Annotated in this window: 16 protein-coding genes and 1 pseudogene; 2 read left to right on the top strand and 15 right to left on the bottom strand. The window is 70.4% G+C overall.

Annotated features, from left to right (window positions below):
• Nucleotides 1–135: 135 nt before the first annotated feature.
• The 5 genes from J7E88_RS33875 to J7E88_RS33855 form a co-directional block, all read right to left on the bottom strand.
• Complete coding sequence (locus J7E88_RS33875) at nucleotides 136–1125, bottom strand: zinc-dependent alcohol dehydrogenase family protein (protein ID WP_215187318.1); 990 nt, start codon at nucleotides 1123–1125, stop codon at nucleotides 136–138.
• Nucleotides 1122–2000, bottom strand: a complete 879-nt coding sequence (locus J7E88_RS33870) for a carbohydrate ABC transporter permease (RefSeq protein ID WP_215187316.1) — start codon at nucleotides 1998–2000, stop codon at nucleotides 1122–1124. Before J7E88_RS33870 ends, J7E88_RS33875 begins: the two co-directional genes overlap by 4 nt.
• A complete protein-coding gene (locus J7E88_RS33865) occupies nucleotides 1997–3007 on the bottom strand; it encodes a carbohydrate ABC transporter permease (protein WP_215187315.1) in 1011 nt (336 codons plus the stop codon). Before J7E88_RS33865 ends, J7E88_RS33870 begins: the two co-directional genes overlap by 4 nt.
• Nucleotides 3004–4371: a sugar ABC transporter substrate-binding protein gene (locus J7E88_RS33860; protein ID WP_215187314.1), complete on the bottom strand. Its 1368-nt coding sequence runs from the start codon at nucleotides 4369–4371 to the stop codon at nucleotides 3004–3006. The genes J7E88_RS33865 and J7E88_RS33860 overlap by 4 nt, the downstream gene beginning before the upstream one ends.
• Nucleotides 4372–4494: 123 nt before the next feature.
• Nucleotides 4495–5256, bottom strand: a complete 762-nt coding sequence (locus J7E88_RS33855; RefSeq protein ID WP_215187313.1) for a DeoR/GlpR family DNA-binding transcription regulator — start codon at nucleotides 5254–5256, stop codon at nucleotides 4495–4497.
• A gap of 398 nt (nucleotides 5257–5654) precedes the next feature.
• Here J7E88_RS33855 and gndA point away from each other — a divergent pair, with 398 nt between their 5' ends.
• Nucleotides 5655–7097: an NADP-dependent phosphogluconate dehydrogenase gene (gndA, locus tag J7E88_RS33850; RefSeq protein WP_215187312.1), complete on the top strand. Its 1443-nt coding sequence runs from the start codon at nucleotides 5655–5657 to the stop codon at nucleotides 7095–7097.
• A 548-nt stretch (nucleotides 7098–7645) separates the two neighbouring features.
• Here the strand turns inward: gndA and J7E88_RS33845 are convergent.
• From J7E88_RS33845 to J7E88_RS37585, 9 genes and pseudogenes are all read right to left on the bottom strand, one after another.
• Nucleotides 7646–8359 (bottom strand): aspartate/glutamate racemase family protein, encoded by a 714-nt coding sequence (locus J7E88_RS33845; RefSeq protein WP_251023608.1) that lies wholly within the window; start codon nucleotides 8357–8359, stop codon nucleotides 7646–7648.
• A 51-nt stretch (nucleotides 8360–8410) separates the two neighbouring features.
• Nucleotides 8411–9223, bottom strand: coding sequence for an MBL fold metallo-hydrolase (locus J7E88_RS33840; RefSeq protein ID WP_215187311.1), 813 nt, complete (start codon nucleotides 9221–9223; stop codon nucleotides 8411–8413).
• 221 nt (nucleotides 9224–9444) lie between these two features.
• Nucleotides 9445–9786: a GNAT family N-acetyltransferase gene (locus tag J7E88_RS33835; RefSeq protein ID WP_215187310.1), complete on the bottom strand. Its 342-nt coding sequence runs from the start codon at nucleotides 9784–9786 to the stop codon at nucleotides 9445–9447.
• Nucleotides 9787–9860: 74 nt separating this feature from the next.
• On the bottom strand, nucleotides 9861–10277 hold the full coding sequence (gene panD, locus J7E88_RS33830) for an aspartate 1-decarboxylase (protein WP_215187309.1): 417 nt from the start codon (nucleotides 10275–10277) through the stop codon (nucleotides 9861–9863).
• Nucleotides 10278–10748: 471 nt separating this feature from the next.
• On the bottom strand, nucleotides 10749–11162 hold the full coding sequence (locus tag J7E88_RS33825; protein ID WP_215187305.1) for a hypothetical protein: 414 nt from the start codon (nucleotides 11160–11162) through the stop codon (nucleotides 10749–10751).
• A 46-nt stretch (nucleotides 11163–11208) separates the two neighbouring features.
• The gene (locus J7E88_RS37200; RefSeq protein WP_215187304.1) at nucleotides 11209–11751 is read right to left on the bottom strand and encodes a protease inhibitor I42 family protein; all 543 of its coding nucleotides are present in this window, start codon (nucleotides 11749–11751) and stop codon (nucleotides 11209–11211) included.
• On the bottom strand, nucleotides 11711–13294 hold the full coding sequence (locus J7E88_RS33815; RefSeq protein WP_215187303.1) for a peptidoglycan-binding protein: 1584 nt from the start codon (nucleotides 13292–13294) through the stop codon (nucleotides 11711–11713). The genes J7E88_RS37200 and J7E88_RS33815 overlap by 41 nt, the downstream gene beginning before the upstream one ends.
• Before the next feature lie 11 nt (nucleotides 13295–13305).
• A complete protein-coding gene (locus J7E88_RS33810; protein ID WP_215187302.1) occupies nucleotides 13306–13677 on the bottom strand; it encodes a hypothetical protein in 372 nt (123 codons plus the stop codon).
• 151 nt (nucleotides 13678–13828) lie between these two features.
• Nucleotides 13829–14050: pseudogene (locus tag J7E88_RS37585) on the bottom strand (aldehyde dehydrogenase family protein); the annotation flags it as partial.
• A gap of 917 nt (nucleotides 14051–14967) precedes the next feature.
• Between J7E88_RS37585 and J7E88_RS33805 the strand changes: the two are divergent.
• A complete protein-coding gene (locus J7E88_RS33805) occupies nucleotides 14968–16233 on the top strand; it encodes a MalY/PatB family protein (RefSeq protein WP_215187301.1) in 1266 nt (421 codons plus the stop codon).
• A gap of 347 nt (nucleotides 16234–16580) precedes the next feature.
• Here the strand turns inward: J7E88_RS33805 and J7E88_RS33800 are convergent, their stop codons facing one another.
• On the bottom strand, nucleotides 16581–17288 hold the full coding sequence (locus J7E88_RS33800; RefSeq protein ID WP_215187300.1) for a GNAT family N-acetyltransferase: 708 nt from the start codon (nucleotides 17286–17288) through the stop codon (nucleotides 16581–16583).
• Between the last annotated feature and the right edge of the window lie 352 nt (nucleotides 17289–17640).

The following is a 17640-nucleotide window of genomic DNA, read 5'->3' as shown; positions in this document are numbered from 1 at the left end:
TCACGCATGCAGGTCATGCCGCAGGCGGCCAACGTAGGGGTGGAATACGGAGCGTGACAAGGTTTCAGACCGAGAGTGTCCGGAATGCTTCCCCGGCCCCGGCGGGAGACACCCCGCCGGGGCCCGGGCCGCCGCTTACGGCTCCACCACGATCTTGCGGCCGTGGCCCGCCGCGAACCGCTCGACGGCCTGCGGGTACTGCTCCAGCGGCAGTCGGTCGCTGATGAACACCGACGGGTCGAGCACGCCGGTCGCGAAAAGTGCGGCCGCCCGCTCGTAGCTGTGAAGAACGGCCATGGAGCCGGTGATGGTGATCTCCTGGTTGTAGATCCGGTACGGCTCGATCACCGCCGTCGTCGCGTAGTCGGCGACGCCGAACTGGAGGAAAGTGCCGCCCTTGGCGACGCGGCCGAGGCCGTCCTGGATGGCCTTGGCGTTGCCGGTGGCATCGATGACGACGTCCCAGCCGCCGGGGCGCTCCAGTTCGTCTGCGGAAGCGGCCGTACGGGAGCAGCCGAGGAGCCCGGCGGTAGCGAGGCGGTCGGGATTGACGTCGAGGACGTCGACGCCCGCGGCGCCGGTGCGCTTGGCGAGCTCCAGCATCATCAGGCCCATGGTGCCGGAGCCGTAGATCAGGACCTCGGCACCGAGCGTGCCGCTGAGCACGTCGTAGCCGCGCACGGCGCAGGACAACGGCTCGATGAGGGCGGCGTCCTTCACATCGATGTGGCGGGGCAGTCTCACGCAGTTCGCCACCGGTGCGACGGCGTACTCGGCTGCGCCACCGGGAACGGTGACGCCGATGGCCGCCCAGCGGTCGCAGAGGTTGCCGCGCCCGCTGCGGCAGTAGCGGCACTCGTGGCAGTGCAGCGACGGATCGACCGCGACCAGGTCTCCTACAGACAGTTCCGTGACGTCCCTGCCGACGCCGACGACCTCGCCCGCGAACTCGTGGCCGGGCACGATCGGCAGGGTGGGCGCGAACTCGCCCTGAAGGATGTGCAGATCGGTGCCGCACAGGCCGCACGAGGCGACGGAGACGACGACGTCGCGGGGCCCGGGGGTGGGGTCGGGCACGGTCGTGACGGTGACCTTGCCGGGTGCTTCGACGATCGCTGCCCTCATTTGACGGCTCCAAGAGACAGGCCCTGGACGAGCTTGTCCTGGGCGGCGTAGCCGGCGGCGAGCACCGGCAGGGACACGACGACGGACGCGGCGCACAGCTGGGCGAGGAAGAGACCCTGGCTGGTGACGAATCCGGTCAGGTACACGGGTGCGGTCTGGGCGACGACGCCGGTGAGCACCCGGGCGAACAGCAGCTCGTTCCAGCTGAAGATGAAGCAGATCAGCGCGGTGGCGGCGATGCCGGGCCCGGCGACGGGCGCGACGACCCGGGCCAGAATGGTGGGCAGCCGGGCGCCGTCGACCTGGGCGGCCTCGATGATGGAGACCGGCACATCGGCGAGGAACGACTGCATCATCCACACCGCGATCGGCAGGTTCATCGAGGTGTAGAGGATGACGAGGAGCCAGATGTTGTCCAGCATCCCGGTGTTCTTCGCGAACAGGTAGACGGGGAGCAGCCCGGCGACGACCGGCAGCATCTTGGTGGACAGGAAGAAGAACATCACGTCGGTCCACTTGCGCACCCGCCGGATGGACAGCGCGTAGGCCGCTGGCAGCGCGAGCACCAGCACGAGCGCGGTCGAGAACAGGGACGCGGACAGCGAGTTGATCAGCGGCGGCCACGGGGTGGGACCGCCGCCGCCCCCGAAGAACTCGCGGTAGCCGTCGAGGGTGAGCGAGGCGGCGAACGAGGGCGGATTGGTGGCCGCGTCCGCCTCCGAGTGGAAGGAGGTGAGCAGCATCCACAGGGCGGGCAGACAGAACGCGATGCCGGCGATCCAGGCGACGAGGCCGAGGGCTGCGGAGCGCCTGCGGGCCTTGCGTGCCGCGGGCGGCAGCGCCTGGTGGGACGGTCGGACGGTGGCGGTGCTCATGCGCGGGTCGCCTCCTCACGGAAGAGGGACGAGACCACCCGGAGTGCGAACGTCGCGATGACGATGGTGCCGATCACGACGACGACTCCCGCGGCGGACGCCAGTCCGTACTCGTGGGCCTGGTAGAAGGTCTGGTAGATCGTGTAGGGGAGGTTGGCGGTGCCGAGCCCGCCGGAGGTGAGGGTGAACACGGCGTCGAAGTTCTGCACGATGTACACCGAGCCGAGCAGAATGCCCAGTTCGAGGTAGCGGCGCAGATGCGGCAGGGTCAGGTAGCGGAACGTCTGCCAGGCGCTCGCGCCGTCGAGCCGGGCGGCCTCCATCATCTCCGCGGGCCTGCTCTGCAGTCCGGCGAGCAGGATCAGCATCATGAACGGTGTCCACTGCCACACCAGGGCCGCTTCGACGGCGAGCAGCGGCATCTCGGAGATCCAGTCGGGCTGGGCCGGTGCGTCGATGCCGACGAGCCCGGCGGCCCAGTTGAGGGCACCGTTGAACAGCCCGTACTCGGGGTTGTAGAGGGCGTGCTTCCACAGCAGGGCCGCGGAGACGGGCACCAGCAGGAACGGGGTGATGAGCAGGGTGCGCACGATGCCGCGGCCGAAGAAGGTGCGGTCGAGCAGCAGGGCGAGGAGCAGTCCGAGGACCACGCTCGCGATGACGACACTCGCGGTCAGCAGCACGGTGGTCAGGACCGAGGCGCGCAGCGCGGCGTCCGTGAACACGGAGGCGTAGTTGCTCAGGCCCGTGAAGGCGCGTTCGTCGGGGGCGAGGGAGTTCCAGTCGAAGAGGGAGATCACCAGTGTGGCCACGAAGGGCAGCTGGGTGACCGTGATCAGGAACACGAGGGCGGGCAGGAGCGGAGCCCTGGTGGCCCAGGCACGCATCCGGTCGCTGCGGCGGGCCGTGCGCGGCGCGGAGGGCGGGGGCTCGGGTGCCGTGCCGGCCGCGGTCTGCGGCCGCTGCCCGGCGGGTGGGGGGGACGGCGTGCTCAGCGATGTACTCACCGGTACTCCTCGGCGACCTTCTCGGCCAGGGACTGCGACTTCTTCAGCGCCGCCTCGACGGACTGGCGGCCGGCGATGGCCGAGCTGATCTCCTGAGACACCCTGGTGCCGAGGTCGGTGAACTCGGGGATGCCGACGAACTGGATGCCGGGCGCGGGGCGGGGCTGGGTGCCGGGGTTCTTCGGGTCGGCCTCGGCGATGGCCCGCTTGGTGACGTCCGCGAACGCGTCCGCCGCCTTGAGGTATTCGGGGTTGGAGTAGGTGGAGGCCCGCTTGCCGGCGGGCACGTTGGCCCAGCCGATCTGCTCGCCGACCAGCTCCTCGTACTCCTTGCTCGATGCCCAGGAGATGAACTTCCAGGCGCTGTCGGCCTTCGTGGACGCCTTCTGCATGCCCCAGGCCCAGGTGTAGAGCCAGCCGGAGCTGTCGGTCTTCTCGACCGGCGCGGGCACATATCCGATCTTCCCCTTGACCGGGGAACCGGCGGCCTCCAGGGAGCCGGCGCCCGCGGTGGCGTCGTACCACATGGCGGTCTTGCCCTGGGTCATGTTGTTGAGGCACTCGGCGTAGCCGGACTGGGCCGCGCCCGCCTCGCCGTGCTCCCGGACGAGGTCGACGTAGAACTTGGTGGCCTTGGTGAACTCGGGCGAGTCGAGCCGTGCTTCCCAGTCCTCGGTGAACCAGGTGCCGCCCATGGTGTTGACGACAGTGGTGAGGGGAGCCATGACCTCGCCCCAGCCGGGCAGGCCGCGCAGGCAGATGCCCTTCATGCCCTTCTCGGCGCCGTCCGCCTTCGCGGCGAGGTCGGCGACATGCTGCCAGGTGGGCTTGTCGGGCATGGTCAGGCCCTTCGCCGCGAACACGTCCTTGCGGTACATGAGGAAGGACGACTCGCCGTAGAAGGGCTGGCCGTAGAGCTTGCCGTCCTCGGCGGTGAGCGAGTGGCGCAGGGGCGCCAGGATGTCATTCTGGTCGAAGGCGGTGTCCTCGGCGGCGTATGTGTCGAGGGAGTGCAGCCAGCCGTTCCTGGCGTAGATCGGCACCTCGTAGTTGCTGATGGTGGCGACGTCGTACTGGCCGGCCTGGTTGGAGAAGTCCTGGCTGATCTTGTCTCTGACGTCGTTCTCCGGGAGGACGGTGAAGTTGACCTTGATGCCGGTGTCCTTGGTGAAGTGGTCGGCGGTCAGCTTCTGCAGTTCGACCATCTGCGGGTTGTTCACCATGAGCACGTTCAGGGTCTCGTTGCCTCCGGAGGAGGACGAACCGCCGCCGGCACCCCCGCATCCTGCGGCGAGGACGACGAGGGCAGCCGTGGCGGCAACCGCACTGATGCGCTTTCCATGGTGTCGTCGCTTCAGGGTCATGGATGTCTCCTGGGATTTCAGAGCGGCTCATTGTGCCGGTTTCGGGCGGTTCGTTCGGCTTTTCTGGGTGTGACGGGCCGCCCCCCCGGGGGGTGCGGTGGGTGCTGTTGTGGAGGTGTCGGATCAGACGCGGACGACCTGCGGCCCCAGCAGGGAGTAGCGCTGGGCCTCGGCCGAGGAGAGGCCGGTGTCGGTGATGACGGCCTCGAGGTCCCCCACCTCGGCGAAGCGGCAGAAGCTCACCGCGCCGAACTTGGTGTGCACGCCGGCGAAGACGCACCGCCGCGCGCTGCGCACGGCCTGCGCCTTGACTTCGGCGACGGCCGGGTCGGGTGTGGTGAGGCCGTATTCGCGGGAGATGCCGTTCGCTCCGATGTACGCCAGGTCGATGACGAAACCGGCCAGCATCCGGGTGGCCCAGTGGTCGACCGTGGCCAGTGTCTGACCGCGGACCCGGCCGCCGAGCAGCAGCACGGCGATCCTCTCCGCGTCCGCGAGGACGGTCGCCACCGCCAGCGAGGCGGTGACCACGGTCAGCGGCCGGTCCCTCGGCAGGGCCTCGGCGACGAGCTGCGGGGTGAAGCCCTCGTCGACGAAGACGGTCTCGGCGTCGCCGAGGAGGTCGGCGGCGGCCGCCGCGATCCTCGACTTCTGCGGTACATGACGTGTGGTGCGCATCGCGAGCGTCGTCTCGAAGCCGGCGCTCTCGACCGGATACGCCCCGCCGTGCGTGCGCCGCACCAGTCCGTGCTCCTCCAGGGTGGTCAGGTCACGGCGGATGGTCTCCTTGGCCACCGCGAACCGGGCGGCCAGCGCATTGACCTCGACCGACCCGTTCTGCCGGGCCGTGTCGAGAATTCCCCGTCGGCGTTCCTCGGTGTCCACGACGCACATCCCTGCTGGTGCCGGTCTTGCTGGCGGGCTCGACGTCCGTTCGGGCCCATGCGTCGTTTGTACAAGCAACCGGGGCGGCTGGACCAGCGTCTTCGCGGGGTGCGGTGTGCCCGTTCATGCCCGTTTCGTCCATCGCGTCGTGGCTGGTGGGCGGTGATGTGCTGGGGCGCCACGGGTCCTCCCGGTGCCCGCTTGGGGCGTGAGGGAGTCCGAACGGCGCCCGGGTGCGGGCGCAGGGGCCCGGGCAGGGTGCGCGGCACCGCCCGTACGCCGACGATCGGTGAATGGCCCCGGCCGCCCGGACGTATGCGTACGTGTACGAAGGGCGACAGCGGCATGACGGCATGACGGCACGGACGTACTTCCGACGGACATCCAGGAGCACACAGATGAGTGGCACAGCTCAGATCGGCGTCACGGGACTCGCGGTGATGGGCCGCAATCTCGCCCGCAATTTCGCGCGCAACGGTCTCACCGTGGCCGTGCACAACCGGACCGCGGCACGGACGCGCGCGCTGGTCGAGGAGTTCGGTGACGAGGGCACGTTCGTGCCGGCCGAGTCGGCCGAGGAGTTCGTGGCGGCGCTGGAGCGGCCCCGCCGGCTGGTCGTGATGGTCAAGGCCGGTGAGGCGACGGACGCGGTGATCGAGGAGTTCGCGCCGCTGCTGGAGGACGGCGACGTCATCATCGACGGCGGCAACGCCCACTTCGCCGATACCCGCAGGCGCGAGAAGCAGCTGCGGGAGCGCGGCATCCACTTCGTGGGCGTGGGCATCTCCGGCGGTGAGGAGGGCGCGCTCAACGGCCCCAGCATCATGCCGGGTGGCTCAGCCGAGTCGTACACCTCGCTGGGCCCGCTGCTGGAGCGGATCGCCGCCAGGGCCCCGGACGGCGCGCCGTGCGTGACCCATGTCGGTCCGGACGGTGCGGGCCACTTCGTCAAGATGGTCCACAACGGCATCGAGTACGCCGACATGCAGCTGATCGCCGAGGCGTACCACCTGCTGCGCGCGGTCGCCGGGTACTCACCGGAGCAGATCGCCCGGACGTTCCGCGGCTGGAACACGGGGCGGCTGGACTCCTATCTGATCGAGATCACGGCCGAGGTCCTGGCGCACAAGGACGCGGCGACGGGCAAGCCGTTCGTGGACGTGGTCACCGATCAGGCGGAGCAGAAGGGCACGGGCCGCTGGACGGTGCAGATCGCGCTCGACCTCGGGGTACCGGTGTCGGGCATCGCGGAGGCGGTGTTCGCGCGCTCCCTGTCCGGCCACGCCGGGCTGCGTGAGGCGTCGCGGGCGCTGCCCGGCCCGGCGGCGAGGCCGCTCGGCGCGAAGGAGGCGGCACGTTTCGCCGACCGGGTCGAGCAGGCGCTGTACGCGTCGAAGATCGTGTCGTACACGCAGGGCTTCCACCAGGTGCGGGCGGGCAGCGAGGCGTACGGCTGGGATGTCGACGCGGGTGCCGTCGCGGCGATCTGGCGGGCCGGGTGCATCATCAGGGCGGCGTTCCTGGACCGTATTCGCGCGGCGTACGACGCACAGCCGGAGCTGCCGAGCCTGCTGGCGGACAAGCGGTTCGCGGAGGAGATCGGGGCGGCGCAGGAAGACTGGCGCGAAGTGATCGCGACGGCGGCGCGGCAGGGTGTGCCGACGCCCGGGTTCGCTGCGGCACTGGCGTACTACGACGCGCTGCGCGCGGAGCGGCTGCCGGCGGCGCTCACGCAGGGCCAGCGCGACTTCTTCGGCGCGCACACCTATCGCAGGATTGACCGCGAGGGGTCGTTCCACACGCTCTGGGGCGGTGACCGCTCGGAGGTCCGGTCGGACTGAGGCCTCGGGCGGGGACGGTACGGGATCCGGCGGGGCGGGCGGCTGTCGTCCGGTAAGGGCTGGACTCCGGCGGGGCGGGCGGCTGTCGTCCGGTAAGGGCCGGACTCCGGCGGGGCGGGGGTCGGGCGAGCGGGCTGTCGCCTGTACGCGCCCGGCGGCGCGGGCGGGTTCGTGGCCGGCCCGGCCGTACGGGTGGCCGGGCCGGGCAGCGGGACCTCTCAGGCGTGGGCCCGTGTCAGGCCGGGCCCGGCTGCGGTTCGGGAGGCGGTACGGGCTCCGGAGCAGGTCCCGGTGGTGTGGGGATCGGGTCCGGGGCGGGGCCCGGCTGGGGCGTCGGCGTCGGCACCGGCCTGGGCAGCGGGCCCGGATCGGGGGGCGGACCGGGGGTCGGTGAGGGGATGGGCTGTGCGGGGTCGGGATGGGGGTGGGTCATACCGCACCTCCAGAGTGCGAAGTCGTGCGTTCCCAATCTCTACCGGTGCGCGTTCCCACGCTCGCCGTGTCCAGTCGTCGGGCCGCCGATCCGGTGGCTGCCTGTCCCGGTCCCGTCAGACCCGGCCGGGCCACCGGACCGCCGGCCCGGTGGCCTCACCCCCTGTCCGCGGCCCGGGCTGCCCGGGCCGTCGGACCGCGGGTCCGGCGGCCGCGGCCGCGGCCGCGGCGCGCAGACCGGGCTCGGGGCTGGCGAGCACCGGCAGCGCCGTACGCGTACGAGCGGCGGCGTCGGCCATGGAGGCCTGAGCCAGGACGACGACATCCGCGTCGCGCACCGTGTCGACGGCGGCCGCGACCGCGTCCAGGTAGCCGTCCCGGTCCCCCGCACGGAAACGCTCCCAGGCGTCCTCCACCAGGAGCGTCCGCAGCTGCGGCGTACGGCCCCGGGCCTCCTCACGGATGAGCTCGGCGGTCGGCTCCAGGGTGCTGCGGAGCGCGGCCACGATCACGATCCGCTCCCTGCGGGCGGCGGCGGCGCACATGGGCCTGTCGACGCGCAGCACCGGTACGCCGGCTCGTGTCGCGGCCGCCTCGGCCACGCCGCCGATCGTGGAGCAGGTGCACAGCACGGCGCTCGCACCGTCCGCGGCAGCGTCGGCGATCACGTCCGCGACCGCGTGTGCGACGGCGTCCGCGCCCTCGTGCCCGGCTCGTTCGAGCAGGTCCTCATGGACGAGGTGGCGCAGGGACAGGGCGGGATGGTGCGTGTCGCGCAGGGCCTCGAAGACCGGGACGTGGACCGGGGACGTGTGCAGGAGTGCGAGCATGCCGGGATCGTAGGCGGTGCCACCTCTCGCGTCGCAGGTGTCACCGATGTCTCAACGGGGAACACCTCCTGCTTCGAAACCCGCGAGCATCTGCTCCAGTGCCTGCTGGTCGGGGCCGATGAACGGGTCCGCATCGGGTGCGGCGGCGATGGTGTCGATCATCTGCGGGGCGAGGCCGAGCGCGGGCGGCAGGTGGGTGCTCAGCACGGCTTCGGGCGCCATCTCGCGCAGCGGCCGGACACTGGCCGCGTACCTGTCCGGGTCGACGTTGTGGATCCACGGGCTGTCCACCGCCGCCCACAGCAGCTGGCCCGCCCGCAGTTCGTCGTCCTTGATGTCTCCGGCGGTCGCTCCGGAGGCGAGTTCGGCGCTGGCGACGGGTGCGCCGAAACAGTCGGAGCTGAAGCAGGCGCCCGACTTGTCGTCGTAGAAGCCGACGGTGGCGGGGTTGTCGAACAGCGGTGGGCGGAAGGCCCGCAGGACGCGGTCGCCGACGTCGAGAGACTGCCCCGGGTTGAGCAGGAAGACCCGGTCCAGAGGCAGGGGCCGCTCCGTCGACATCATGCCGACCGCCAGATACGTGGTCACGAGGCGGGCCCGGGGCGCCGCGTCCAGGAGTGCGAACAGCCCGCCGGTATGGTCCCGGTCGGGATGCGTGAGCCAGATCCAGCGCACGTCCTCCGGATCGATGACGCTGCTGAGGGTTTCCAGGAACCGGCGGTCGGGAAGGCCGAGGCCCGTGTCGACGACGACGGGTTCGGCGGCGTGGAGCACGAAGGCGTTGACCGTGAGGTAACCGATGCCCGGAACCGGCAGGTGGTCGCCGAGGACGCAGATCTCGTGTCCGATTCTGTGAATGGCCATGACTTCTCCGGGAACCCCCCAGGGGCAGGATCGGATCACGGCTCACGGTGCCGCGGTCACACACGGGCCCCGCGCCGGGTAGGCACGCCCGTCCCCGGGCCGTCATCAGCGCTTCTGCTCACAGTCTCCCCCCACCGGGCCGGGACCGCTGGCCCCACGGTCTCGCCTGCGCGTGGGGCCGGCGGTCGACCACCGGCCCCACGCACGGGCGAGCAGGGTCCTCACAGGCCGGGATGCTCCTTGAGCTGTGCCTCGGCCTCGCGGACGAGTTCGGCGGGTGCGGTGGGCGCCTCATCCGGATGCTTCTGGGCCCACTTGGCGGCGTACGGGCACAGCGGCACGACGGGGACGTTCTCGCGGGCCGCGGTCGCGTAGAACTCGCGCACCAGGGAACCGGCTATGCCCTTGCCCTCGTGGCCCGGTTCGACGACGGTGTGCACGGCCACGAGGGCGGGGGTGTCCCCCGCCAGCACGAAGTACTCGACGCGGCCGGCCACCTCCCCGTCCACGTGCGCTTCCAGCAGCCCCGCGGGCCTGTTGTCGCGGATCTCGGTTGCTCCCACTGCGGCGGACTCTCCTCGGTGGATCGGACGGGGCCGCCGACGGGCGGTCCCCGCCGGCGGTGGGTCGCGAGCGGTCAGACCACGGCGTGCGGGCTGCGCGCGGTGTCAGTGCCGGGCACGGGAGCGGACGCGTCCGAGCCGAGGGCGACGATCTTGTTGGCGGCGTCGACGTGGACGACGCTGGGCACGAGCGAGCGTGCCTCGGCGTCGTCGACCTGGGCGTAGCTGATGAGGATCACCAGATCGCCGGGGTGGACGAGGTGCGCGGCGGCCCCGTTGATGCCGATGACTCCGCTGCCGCGCTCGCCCTCGATGACGTAGGTCTCCAGGCGCGCGCCGTTGGTGATGTCGACGATGTGGACGAGTTCGCCGGGCAGGAGGTCGGCGGCGTCCATGAGCTCGCGGTCGACGGTGACGGAGCCGACATAGTGCAGATCGGCCTGGGTGACGGTCGCCCGGTGGATCTTGGACTTGAACATCGTACGAAGCATCGAAATACTCCTGGATCTAGGCTCCCTGCCTGCGTTATTGCAGGTCAAGGGCGATTTTCCTACCCTACAACGAGTCGCGTGTCCGGGCAGCACCCCCCAGGTCTTTCAGGACTCATGCTGACCGCTTACCGACTTTCCTGACGCTCCGTCAGGCGGCTGTGGGAGGGCTTCACCCACTCTCCCGAACCGGACTACGACGACGACGACACAAGCCTACGCAGCACCCCGAAGGGCGTCCATGAGCACCGTCACTCCGGCGGCCTGGGCGGCAGTCGGGGACGAAGGCGGTCGACCGGGAGTCAGGCCGCGCGCCGCCATGGATCAGCTGACCCAAGCCCCTCCGTACGCCAGGCCGATCCAGCCCACCCGTGCTCCGCCCCTCAGGTCGAACCTGCTCCCGATCGCGCCGCGTCGTGAGCGGGACGGCGTACTGCGTCACACCCGCCGCCGTACTCGGATCGGCTACTCGGATCACGTACTCCGGCCCCGAGCCCGGGTCAGCTGCTTCAGTTCGATGATGGTCGCCACGGCGCGCAGCCAGGTGGCCGCGGTGTCGTCGGCGGCGGTCCCGCCCACGAGTTCGGTGCCGGCCCGCAGCCACTCCCGTACGAGCACGGCCGCCTCCCGGCGAGGCAGGGGCTCGGGCAGCTCCGCGGCGCGGGCGAGTCCGCCGGCGCGCACGGTGTCGGCGAGGAAGGCGACCGAGCGCGGCTCGGTGCCGAGGCGGTCGAGGATGACGGCTGCGGCCGCGGCGCCGTCGCCGAACAGGGCGGTGCGCCGGGTGCCGGGCTCGGCGGCGAGGCCGTAACGCAGCAGGACGGTGATGTCGAGCCGGGCCAGCTCGTCGTCCGTGCGGTCCGGCGGGTACGGGGCGTCGTCGTTCATGGCGGGGCCTCGGGTGTCTCGTCTCATCTGACTGGTCCGCTGCGGCTCAGTTGACGGTGACGGTGTAGGTGATGCGCTCGGGGGCCTGGGAGGGGGTGGTCGCCCCCGTGGTCGGGGTGGCGGAGGGTCCGGTCGTCTCGGGGGGCAGGCTGGAGGTGTTGCCCTGGCAGGTGGTGAATGTGCAGTGCAGCAGCGTGAATTGAGTGGTCCCCTTGCCCTTGGCCTCGAAGGTGAAGGTGAGCCGGCCGCCGGCACCGGCCACCGGCTCGTCGCCGGAGTCGGACGCGTAGTCCTGACCGCGGCTGACCAGCACCGAGCTGTCGGGCTCGGGGTCGACCAGGTACCAGTACTCGCGGGTGGAGGCGTTCTGGTCGACGGTGAGCGTGAAGCGCTCGCCCGGCTCGGCAGTGATGCTGGTGTCCTTCACCGGGTGGCTCGTCGGGCGGCTCGCGGTGCTCGTGGAGCCGCCGGCCGGTTCGTCGGCGCCGGGGCCGCAGCTCGTGGCGAGGGCGAGGAGCGCGGCCGCCGCGAGGGCGGCACCGCCCCTGCTACCGCGGAAGATAGACGCTGTACGCGTTGGGGAGATCACTGTTGGAAGCCTTGCCCATGTGGCCGTTGATGAAGTCGTCCTCGCTGACCCAGGTGGTCGAACCCCAGGGGTTGTACACCTGAAGCATGTCACCCTCCTGGGCGATGATGGTCATCGCGTGGGCGCCCTCCTTGCCCGAGACGTCGACAGGCACCGGCCGCCCCTGCGCCACCGACTTCTCGACCTCGGTGAGGACCGCCCTGCGTTCGGCGGCGCTGTCCAGGTCCTGGCGCTCGTAGTCAGTGCCGGTGGCACTGCCGACGGCGGTGTCGTTGATCCGTTCCTGCCCCTCCGGCCCCATGCCGCCCCAGTTCTCGCCGCCGTCGCCTTCGGTGTGCAGCCGGTGCTGTTCGGCCACCAGGCGCTGCTTGAAGGCGTCGGGGTCGTCCTGCTGCCCGTCGGGGCCGCCGGTGAGGTCGAGCGCGTACAGGGGGTCGACCATGGCGCGGGACGTGACGGTGGACGAGGCCACGCAGGTGCCCTCGGAGCCGTCCCCGCCCTGTACCCACCGCTGGCCGTTGAACGTGACGAAGTCCTTGTTGTTGTTCGAGCCGTCCGGCGCCAGGCCCTCGTCGTTCATGCTGTCCCCGGCGGTGACCACCGGAGTGAGGTGCCGGCGCAGCCAGTCGGGGTCCTTGCCGTGAATCTTGTCCTGGAACTCCCCGATCTCGGCGACGCTGTGGCCGGCGGCCAGGGCCTTCATCAGGTAGGCCCGCTCCTGCGGGGTGTCCGACTTCGCCAGCATCCGCTCCATGGCGATCTCGTCGTCGAGACCCAGCCGGTCCATACGCGTCGACGCACGCGCCAGGTCGCCGGCCGCGAGGATCTCGTTCAGCTCCGCGTCGGCGCCCCAGACGCCGGTGTCGGCGAGCATCAGCTTGTCGACGGCGGTGAGTTCGCTGGTCTCCATCTTCCCGGCCCGTGCCTCGGCGGCCCACTTGTTCAGGTCCCGGGCCGCGACGCGGGTGGCCTCCTGCGCGTCGGAGACGGCGTCGTGCATCAGGTCGACCGCGTAGGAGCCGAAGTGGGCGGCGTTCTTGCGGTCCCACTCCTCCTCGTCGTTCTCGTGCAGGTCGTCGAAGAAACCGTCCTTGCCGCCGAGCGTCTTCCTCTGCTCCAGCAACTGTCCGCGGCCCTGCTCGTCCTTGCGCTGTGCGGCGCCGATCGCGTCGGCCAGCGTCAGCAGCACCGACGCGCACTCGTGGAACGCCTCCCTCATCTGGCTCACCGACCGCCCGGCGGCGTTCACCGCGTCGGAGGCGAGGACGCTCGTGTCGCCGACCCACACCTCCGGAAGACCCCTGCGGCCCACCCGGTCGACCTGGTCGAAGACGCTGCCGACCGGGTCGACCTGGCCGCGGTACAGCTTTGCCAGGCCCTCCAGCACGCCCTGGTCGCCGCCCGGTACGGGCACCGAGAGGGCGTCGTCGATCAGGTCGAGGAGCTCGTTCTTGCTCCCGGCACCGAGCATCTTCTTGGACAGCCCGGCGAGCCACGCGAGGCGGAAGGAAGGGGAGTCGAGAGGAGAGAAGAAGAACGACACCGGCCCGCTCCTCAGTAGCTCAAGAGGGCGGAGGTGCGCACGCCCTGCGTCGATGTGTCGGTGCGGCTGCTCGTGCCGCCGGTGGGGACGCTGTCCACCTGCGTCTCCACGAGACCGTCGGTGCCGCGGTAGGTCTTCTTGGCCAACTGCACCTTGCCACCGAGCTCGTGCAACGCCGACGCCAGTGTCTTGGCCTCCGCCTCCCAGGCCTTGACGAACGCGTTCAGCGCCGACGCGGCGTCATCGCCGCCGACATCGCCGTACGAGTATTCCGTGCGGGACTTGACTGCCGAGCTGACGCCGTCCATGTCCCTGCCGGCGTTGTCGAGTTGCTGAGCCGGGCCGGTCATACCTGCCTTGGCCTGGTAGCCGTCCGAGCCCACCGCGCCTCCCCCGTGTGCATTCGATTGTGACCGGCGGGCAGGCTAACACGCACTGGGCATACAAACGATCATGCGTCTTCCGTCACACACACCTCCTCCACATCACCCGCCCACGGCACGCCTTGGCGCTGATCCCGTCCCAGGCGATCGGCTACAACTCGCCGTAGGCGTGCAGCGCGTACGAGCCGACGCCGCGGCTTACCCCGCTCTTCCCCAAGCCCCGAATTGGCGCCTCCACTTTGCGGCTGGTCGTGTTCACGTCCGACGCCGCCCGTCCGCAGCCACCAGGCTACGCGGAGGATCGGTTCAAGTCGCCCGACCGGACGTCGTCAATCAGGCCGTATTCGCTGTCCTTGGCGAGAGATACGGCCTCCAGCCTCCAGGAGCCGGTCATCCTACGGAGCGCCCAGGCCCCGAATCTGCATTGCACCTCCGAGCGGGCACTTTTGCGCGACGAGTACGCCGCCGAGCCCCGCGTCGCCGCCACGATCGCGGCTCTGGTCCCGTGAATGCGCTGTGTCGGGACCTTGTCCATGCGAAGGCGTGCTCATTGGAGGCCTGGACCTCGGAGCGGAGGAGCTGGGTTCTCCGTTGCAAACCGTGCGTCCCTTGTGGCCACGAACACTGCGAAGAAGATCGGCGCATATCTGCGTCAGGCGCTCGATCCCGTCGCCCTGAGTGCCGACGCCGGCCTCTCGCACTGCTCACCGAGCGTGTCCCTGAAGGCGAGCCATGAAGTGAACCTTCCGAGCGGGAGCCAGGCATCTGCGCCCAGGTCCCCGCCACGTAGGTCACCAGTTCGGCAAGCCGGGACACCTCCGTCCCAATGCTGACCGTTTGCTGACCCGAGCGGCCTGATCACCTCCCTGGCCTGCATAACTGCCGGGACGCTAGATCTTGCCGAGAGTGCTGCGCCAGCCCCCTCCACTCCCCCGCCGCGACAACGATGCCGGCGTACGCAACGCCGCTCGGGAGATCTCCGTGATCACCGTCACTGCGGCATTCAGTGGCGAGGCACCCTGTCTGCCCAACGCCAGCCGACGGTTCGATAGAGCACCTGCCGCACGGACACTCCGGAGCCGGCGCTTGGCGCGGCGGTGAACGAGTCGCGGGGCGAACATGCCCGTCAGGGGGTGGCAAGCGGGACGATGACGTCCACCCACGGGTCTCGGATGGGTTCGTGCGTGGCGGTGTCGTCCGTGATTTCGATGAAGCCGCGGGGCCGGGCCCCGCGCTCGGTGCAGCGTCCCTGCCTCTCGGCGCTTGCGTCGAGAGCGAGATGGCGGTCCAATGCTGAACGTGACTGCCGTTGGTGGGCGCGGTTCCACAGGCGCCGCGGCCGGAGAGCGCGCAAACCCTCTCGAGGAGCTCTCGCTCGAGCAGCTCCGTCGGCGCAGAAGCATGAAGTGGCGCACACATCCAGCGGACGTCCTGCCCCTGTGGGTGGCGGAGATGGATGTCCCGCTCGCGCCGCCGGTCGCCGACGCACTGCGCGAAGCCATCGAGACCGGTGACACCGGGTACCCGGCCGGAACCGAGTTCGCGGAGTCGCTGGCCGGCTTTGCCTCGCGGCGCTGGAAATGGGACGGGGTGGCGGTCGACCGCGTCGCCGTGATCCCGGACGTGATGATGGGCGCGGTCCAGGTGCTGCGGCTGATCACCGACTTCGGCGACCCTGTCGTCGTCAACTCCCCTGTGTACGCACCCTTCTACGCCTTCGTCACCCATAACGACCGCCGGATCATCGAAGCGCCCCTCGGGCAGGACCTCCGGGTCAGCCTGGAAACGCTCGAGGAGACGTTCCGGCGTGCCCGGGAACACAGCGGCAAGGGCAAGATCGCCTACCTCCTCAGCAATCCACACAACCCGACAGGCACGGTTCACACCTTTGAGGAGCTCGCCGCCGTGGCGGCACTGGCTCGGCAGTACGGAATCCGTGTCGTCGCCGACGAGATCCACGCCCCACTCGTACTGCCGGGCGCCACGTTCACGCCCTACCTGAGCGTGCCCGGGGCCGAAGACGCCTTCTCGCTCATGTCGGCGACCAAGGGCTGGAACCTCGCCGGGATCAAGGCGGCGCTCGCCATCGCGGGGCCTGAGGCAGCCGCCGATCTGCGCCGGATGCCCGAGGAGGTCCACCACGGCGCCAGCTACCTGGGCGTCATCGCCCACACTGCGGCCTACCGCCACGGGGACAAGTGGCTCGATGCGCTGCTGGCAGGGCTCGACGCGAACCGAGCCCTGCTGGGCCGGCTCGTCGCCGAACACCTGCCCGGGGTCGAATACACCAGGCCGGAGGGAACCTACCTGGCCTGGCTCGACTGCCGGCCCCTCGGCCTCGCCCCGGAAAAAGGCACCACGGACCTCGCGGTTGTGACAGAACTGGCAGGCCCCGCACAGCTATTCCTCGAACACGCCAGGGTGGCTCTCTCCTCCGGGCACATCTTCGGAACGGGAGGAGCCGGGCACGTCCGCCTGAACTTCGCCACCTCCCAGTCCGTCCTCACCGAGGCGATCACCCGAATGGGACGCACCGCCGCCCTCCACACGCACTAGCCGAACGAGCCCCCGCCTCGACGCGTCGGCGTGCCCCCATGGCCGGATCCCGCACGAGGGACAGCAGCCGACTCATCCTGCGCCCACGCACACCGGCTGCACGCAGCCGGGGCGCGATCCACCCCCGACCCAACGAGAGCCGACATGGAAGTCGGCCGACCTCAGCAGCGTGGCCGGCATGCTCACCTTCTTCATCAACGGCCGCAGACACCGCGGTGCCTGATGTCGCCGAGCGCCTGACCATCGCGAGCCCGACAGCGGCTGTCCGCGCTGTCTGCGGGGGGCGGCACGGTCAGTTGCTGACGGCAGGTGGCAGCGCCGGGTACGAGATCCAGGTGCCCAGGCCGTTACGGAGTGCGGAACCCTCGAAAGGTCACCTGCTTGCGGGTCTCGAAGCCGAGCCGCTCGTAGAGTGCGATCGCGCCGGTGTTTGCCTCGGACACGTGCAGGAAGGGACGTTCGTTCCGCGACACGATGCGCGCTACGAGCGCACTCACCAGGCGAGCGGCGTGGCCTTGCCCGCGTGCCTCGGGTGCGGTGGAGACGGCGCTGATCTCGGTCCATCCCGGTGGGCGGAGCCGTTCGCCCGCCATCGCCACCAAGGTGCCGTTCTCGCGGATACCGAGATAGGTGCCGAGTTCGATGGTGCGCGGCCAGAACGGCCCCGGTCGGGTCCGTTCGACGAGGTCGAGCATCTCGGCGACGCTCCCCGCGCCCAGTTCGACCACGCCGGAGTCCGGCTCGGCACGAGAGTGATCGAGCCGGCTGTTGCCCGGCCAGATCATCTGGCGCCCTTCGAGGACGAAAACCGCCTCCCAGTCCGACGGCGGGATCGCTGGGCAGCTGAACATGTCGGCGAACTCGCCTCGACCGAGCAGCCGAGCGAGGTCGGCCCACGCCGCCGAATCCGCGTCGGGAGATACCGATGAGAAGGTCGCGACTCCCGGCAGGTAGGTGGCAGCCCGACCGAGTCGGCGGGCGAGATGCGCGTGATGACCGCCGAGTGACTCGCCCACCGGGTCGTCGAGTGCGACGACGTCGCGGTCCACCGTCATGCTGCACCTCTCGTGTCGTGCGGGGAAGTCAGTCGCCCGGGGCGCTCATCTGCTGCACGGATCCCACCGACGGCAGCAGCGTATCGAGAATGCGCTGACAGTCGGCACGCGCCCCCGGCTCCGAGGCCCAGGCCGGGTGAGCACGCCGCTGATGAGGTCAAGGCACCGGCCAGGTGTTGTCGTCTCTACGGCCCACACGTCGTGGTCGGGCGCGACCCGCCAGACCTCCTTGTGTTCCGCGTCAGGGGAGAGTCGGGTCGGTGCAGGGTGACGGGCCAGGGCGTCAGGGCGATGGACGCCGGCACCTGCAAGTTCGACGGATGACGCTCGTGCCGGCACGGGTGGGGCCGGT

Source organism: Streptomyces sp. ISL-10 (genome assembly GCF_018614575.1).
In the GTDB taxonomy this organism is placed as follows: Bacteria; Actinomycetota; Actinomycetes; order Streptomycetales; family Streptomycetaceae; genus Streptomyces.
The sequence above is the reverse complement of the archived record's forward strand: the minus strand, read 5'-3'. Positions and strand labels throughout refer to the sequence as shown.

Bases quoted from the DNA above. Each gene is read 5' to 3' on its own strand.
- J7E88_RS33875 (WP_215187318.1), bottom strand. From the start codon at position 1,125: ATGAGGGCAGCGATCGTCGAAGCACCCGGCAAGGTCACCGTCACGACC.
- J7E88_RS33870 (WP_215187316.1), bottom strand. From the start codon at position 2,000: ATGAGCACCGCCACCGTCCGACCGTCCCACCAGGCGCTGCCGCCCGCG.
- J7E88_RS33860 (WP_215187314.1), bottom strand. From the start codon at position 4,371: ATGACCCTGAAGCGACGACACCATGGAAAGCGCATCAGTGCGGTTGCC.
- gndA (WP_215187312.1), top strand. From the start codon at position 5,655: ATGAGTGGCACAGCTCAGATCGGCGTCACGGGACTCGCGGTGATGGGC.
- J7E88_RS33845 (WP_251023608.1), bottom strand. From the start codon at position 8,359: ATGCTCGCACTCCTGCACACGTCCCCGGTCCACGTCCCGGTCTTCGAG.
- J7E88_RS33840 (WP_215187311.1), bottom strand. From the start codon at position 9,223: ATGGCCATTCACAGAATCGGACACGAGATCTGCGTCCTCGGCGACCAC.
- panD (WP_215187309.1), bottom strand. From the start codon at position 10,277: ATGCTTCGTACGATGTTCAAGTCCAAGATCCACCGGGCGACCGTCACC.
- J7E88_RS33825 (WP_215187305.1), bottom strand. From the start codon at position 11,162: ATGAACGACGACGCCCCGTACCCGCCGGACCGCACGGACGACGAGCTG.
- J7E88_RS33805 (WP_215187301.1), top strand. From the start codon at position 14,968: ATGCTGAACGTGACTGCCGTTGGTGGGCGCGGTTCCACAGGCGCCGCG.
- J7E88_RS33800 (WP_215187300.1), bottom strand. From the start codon at position 17,288: ATGACGGTGGACCGCGACGTCGTCGCACTCGACGACCCGGTGGGCGAG.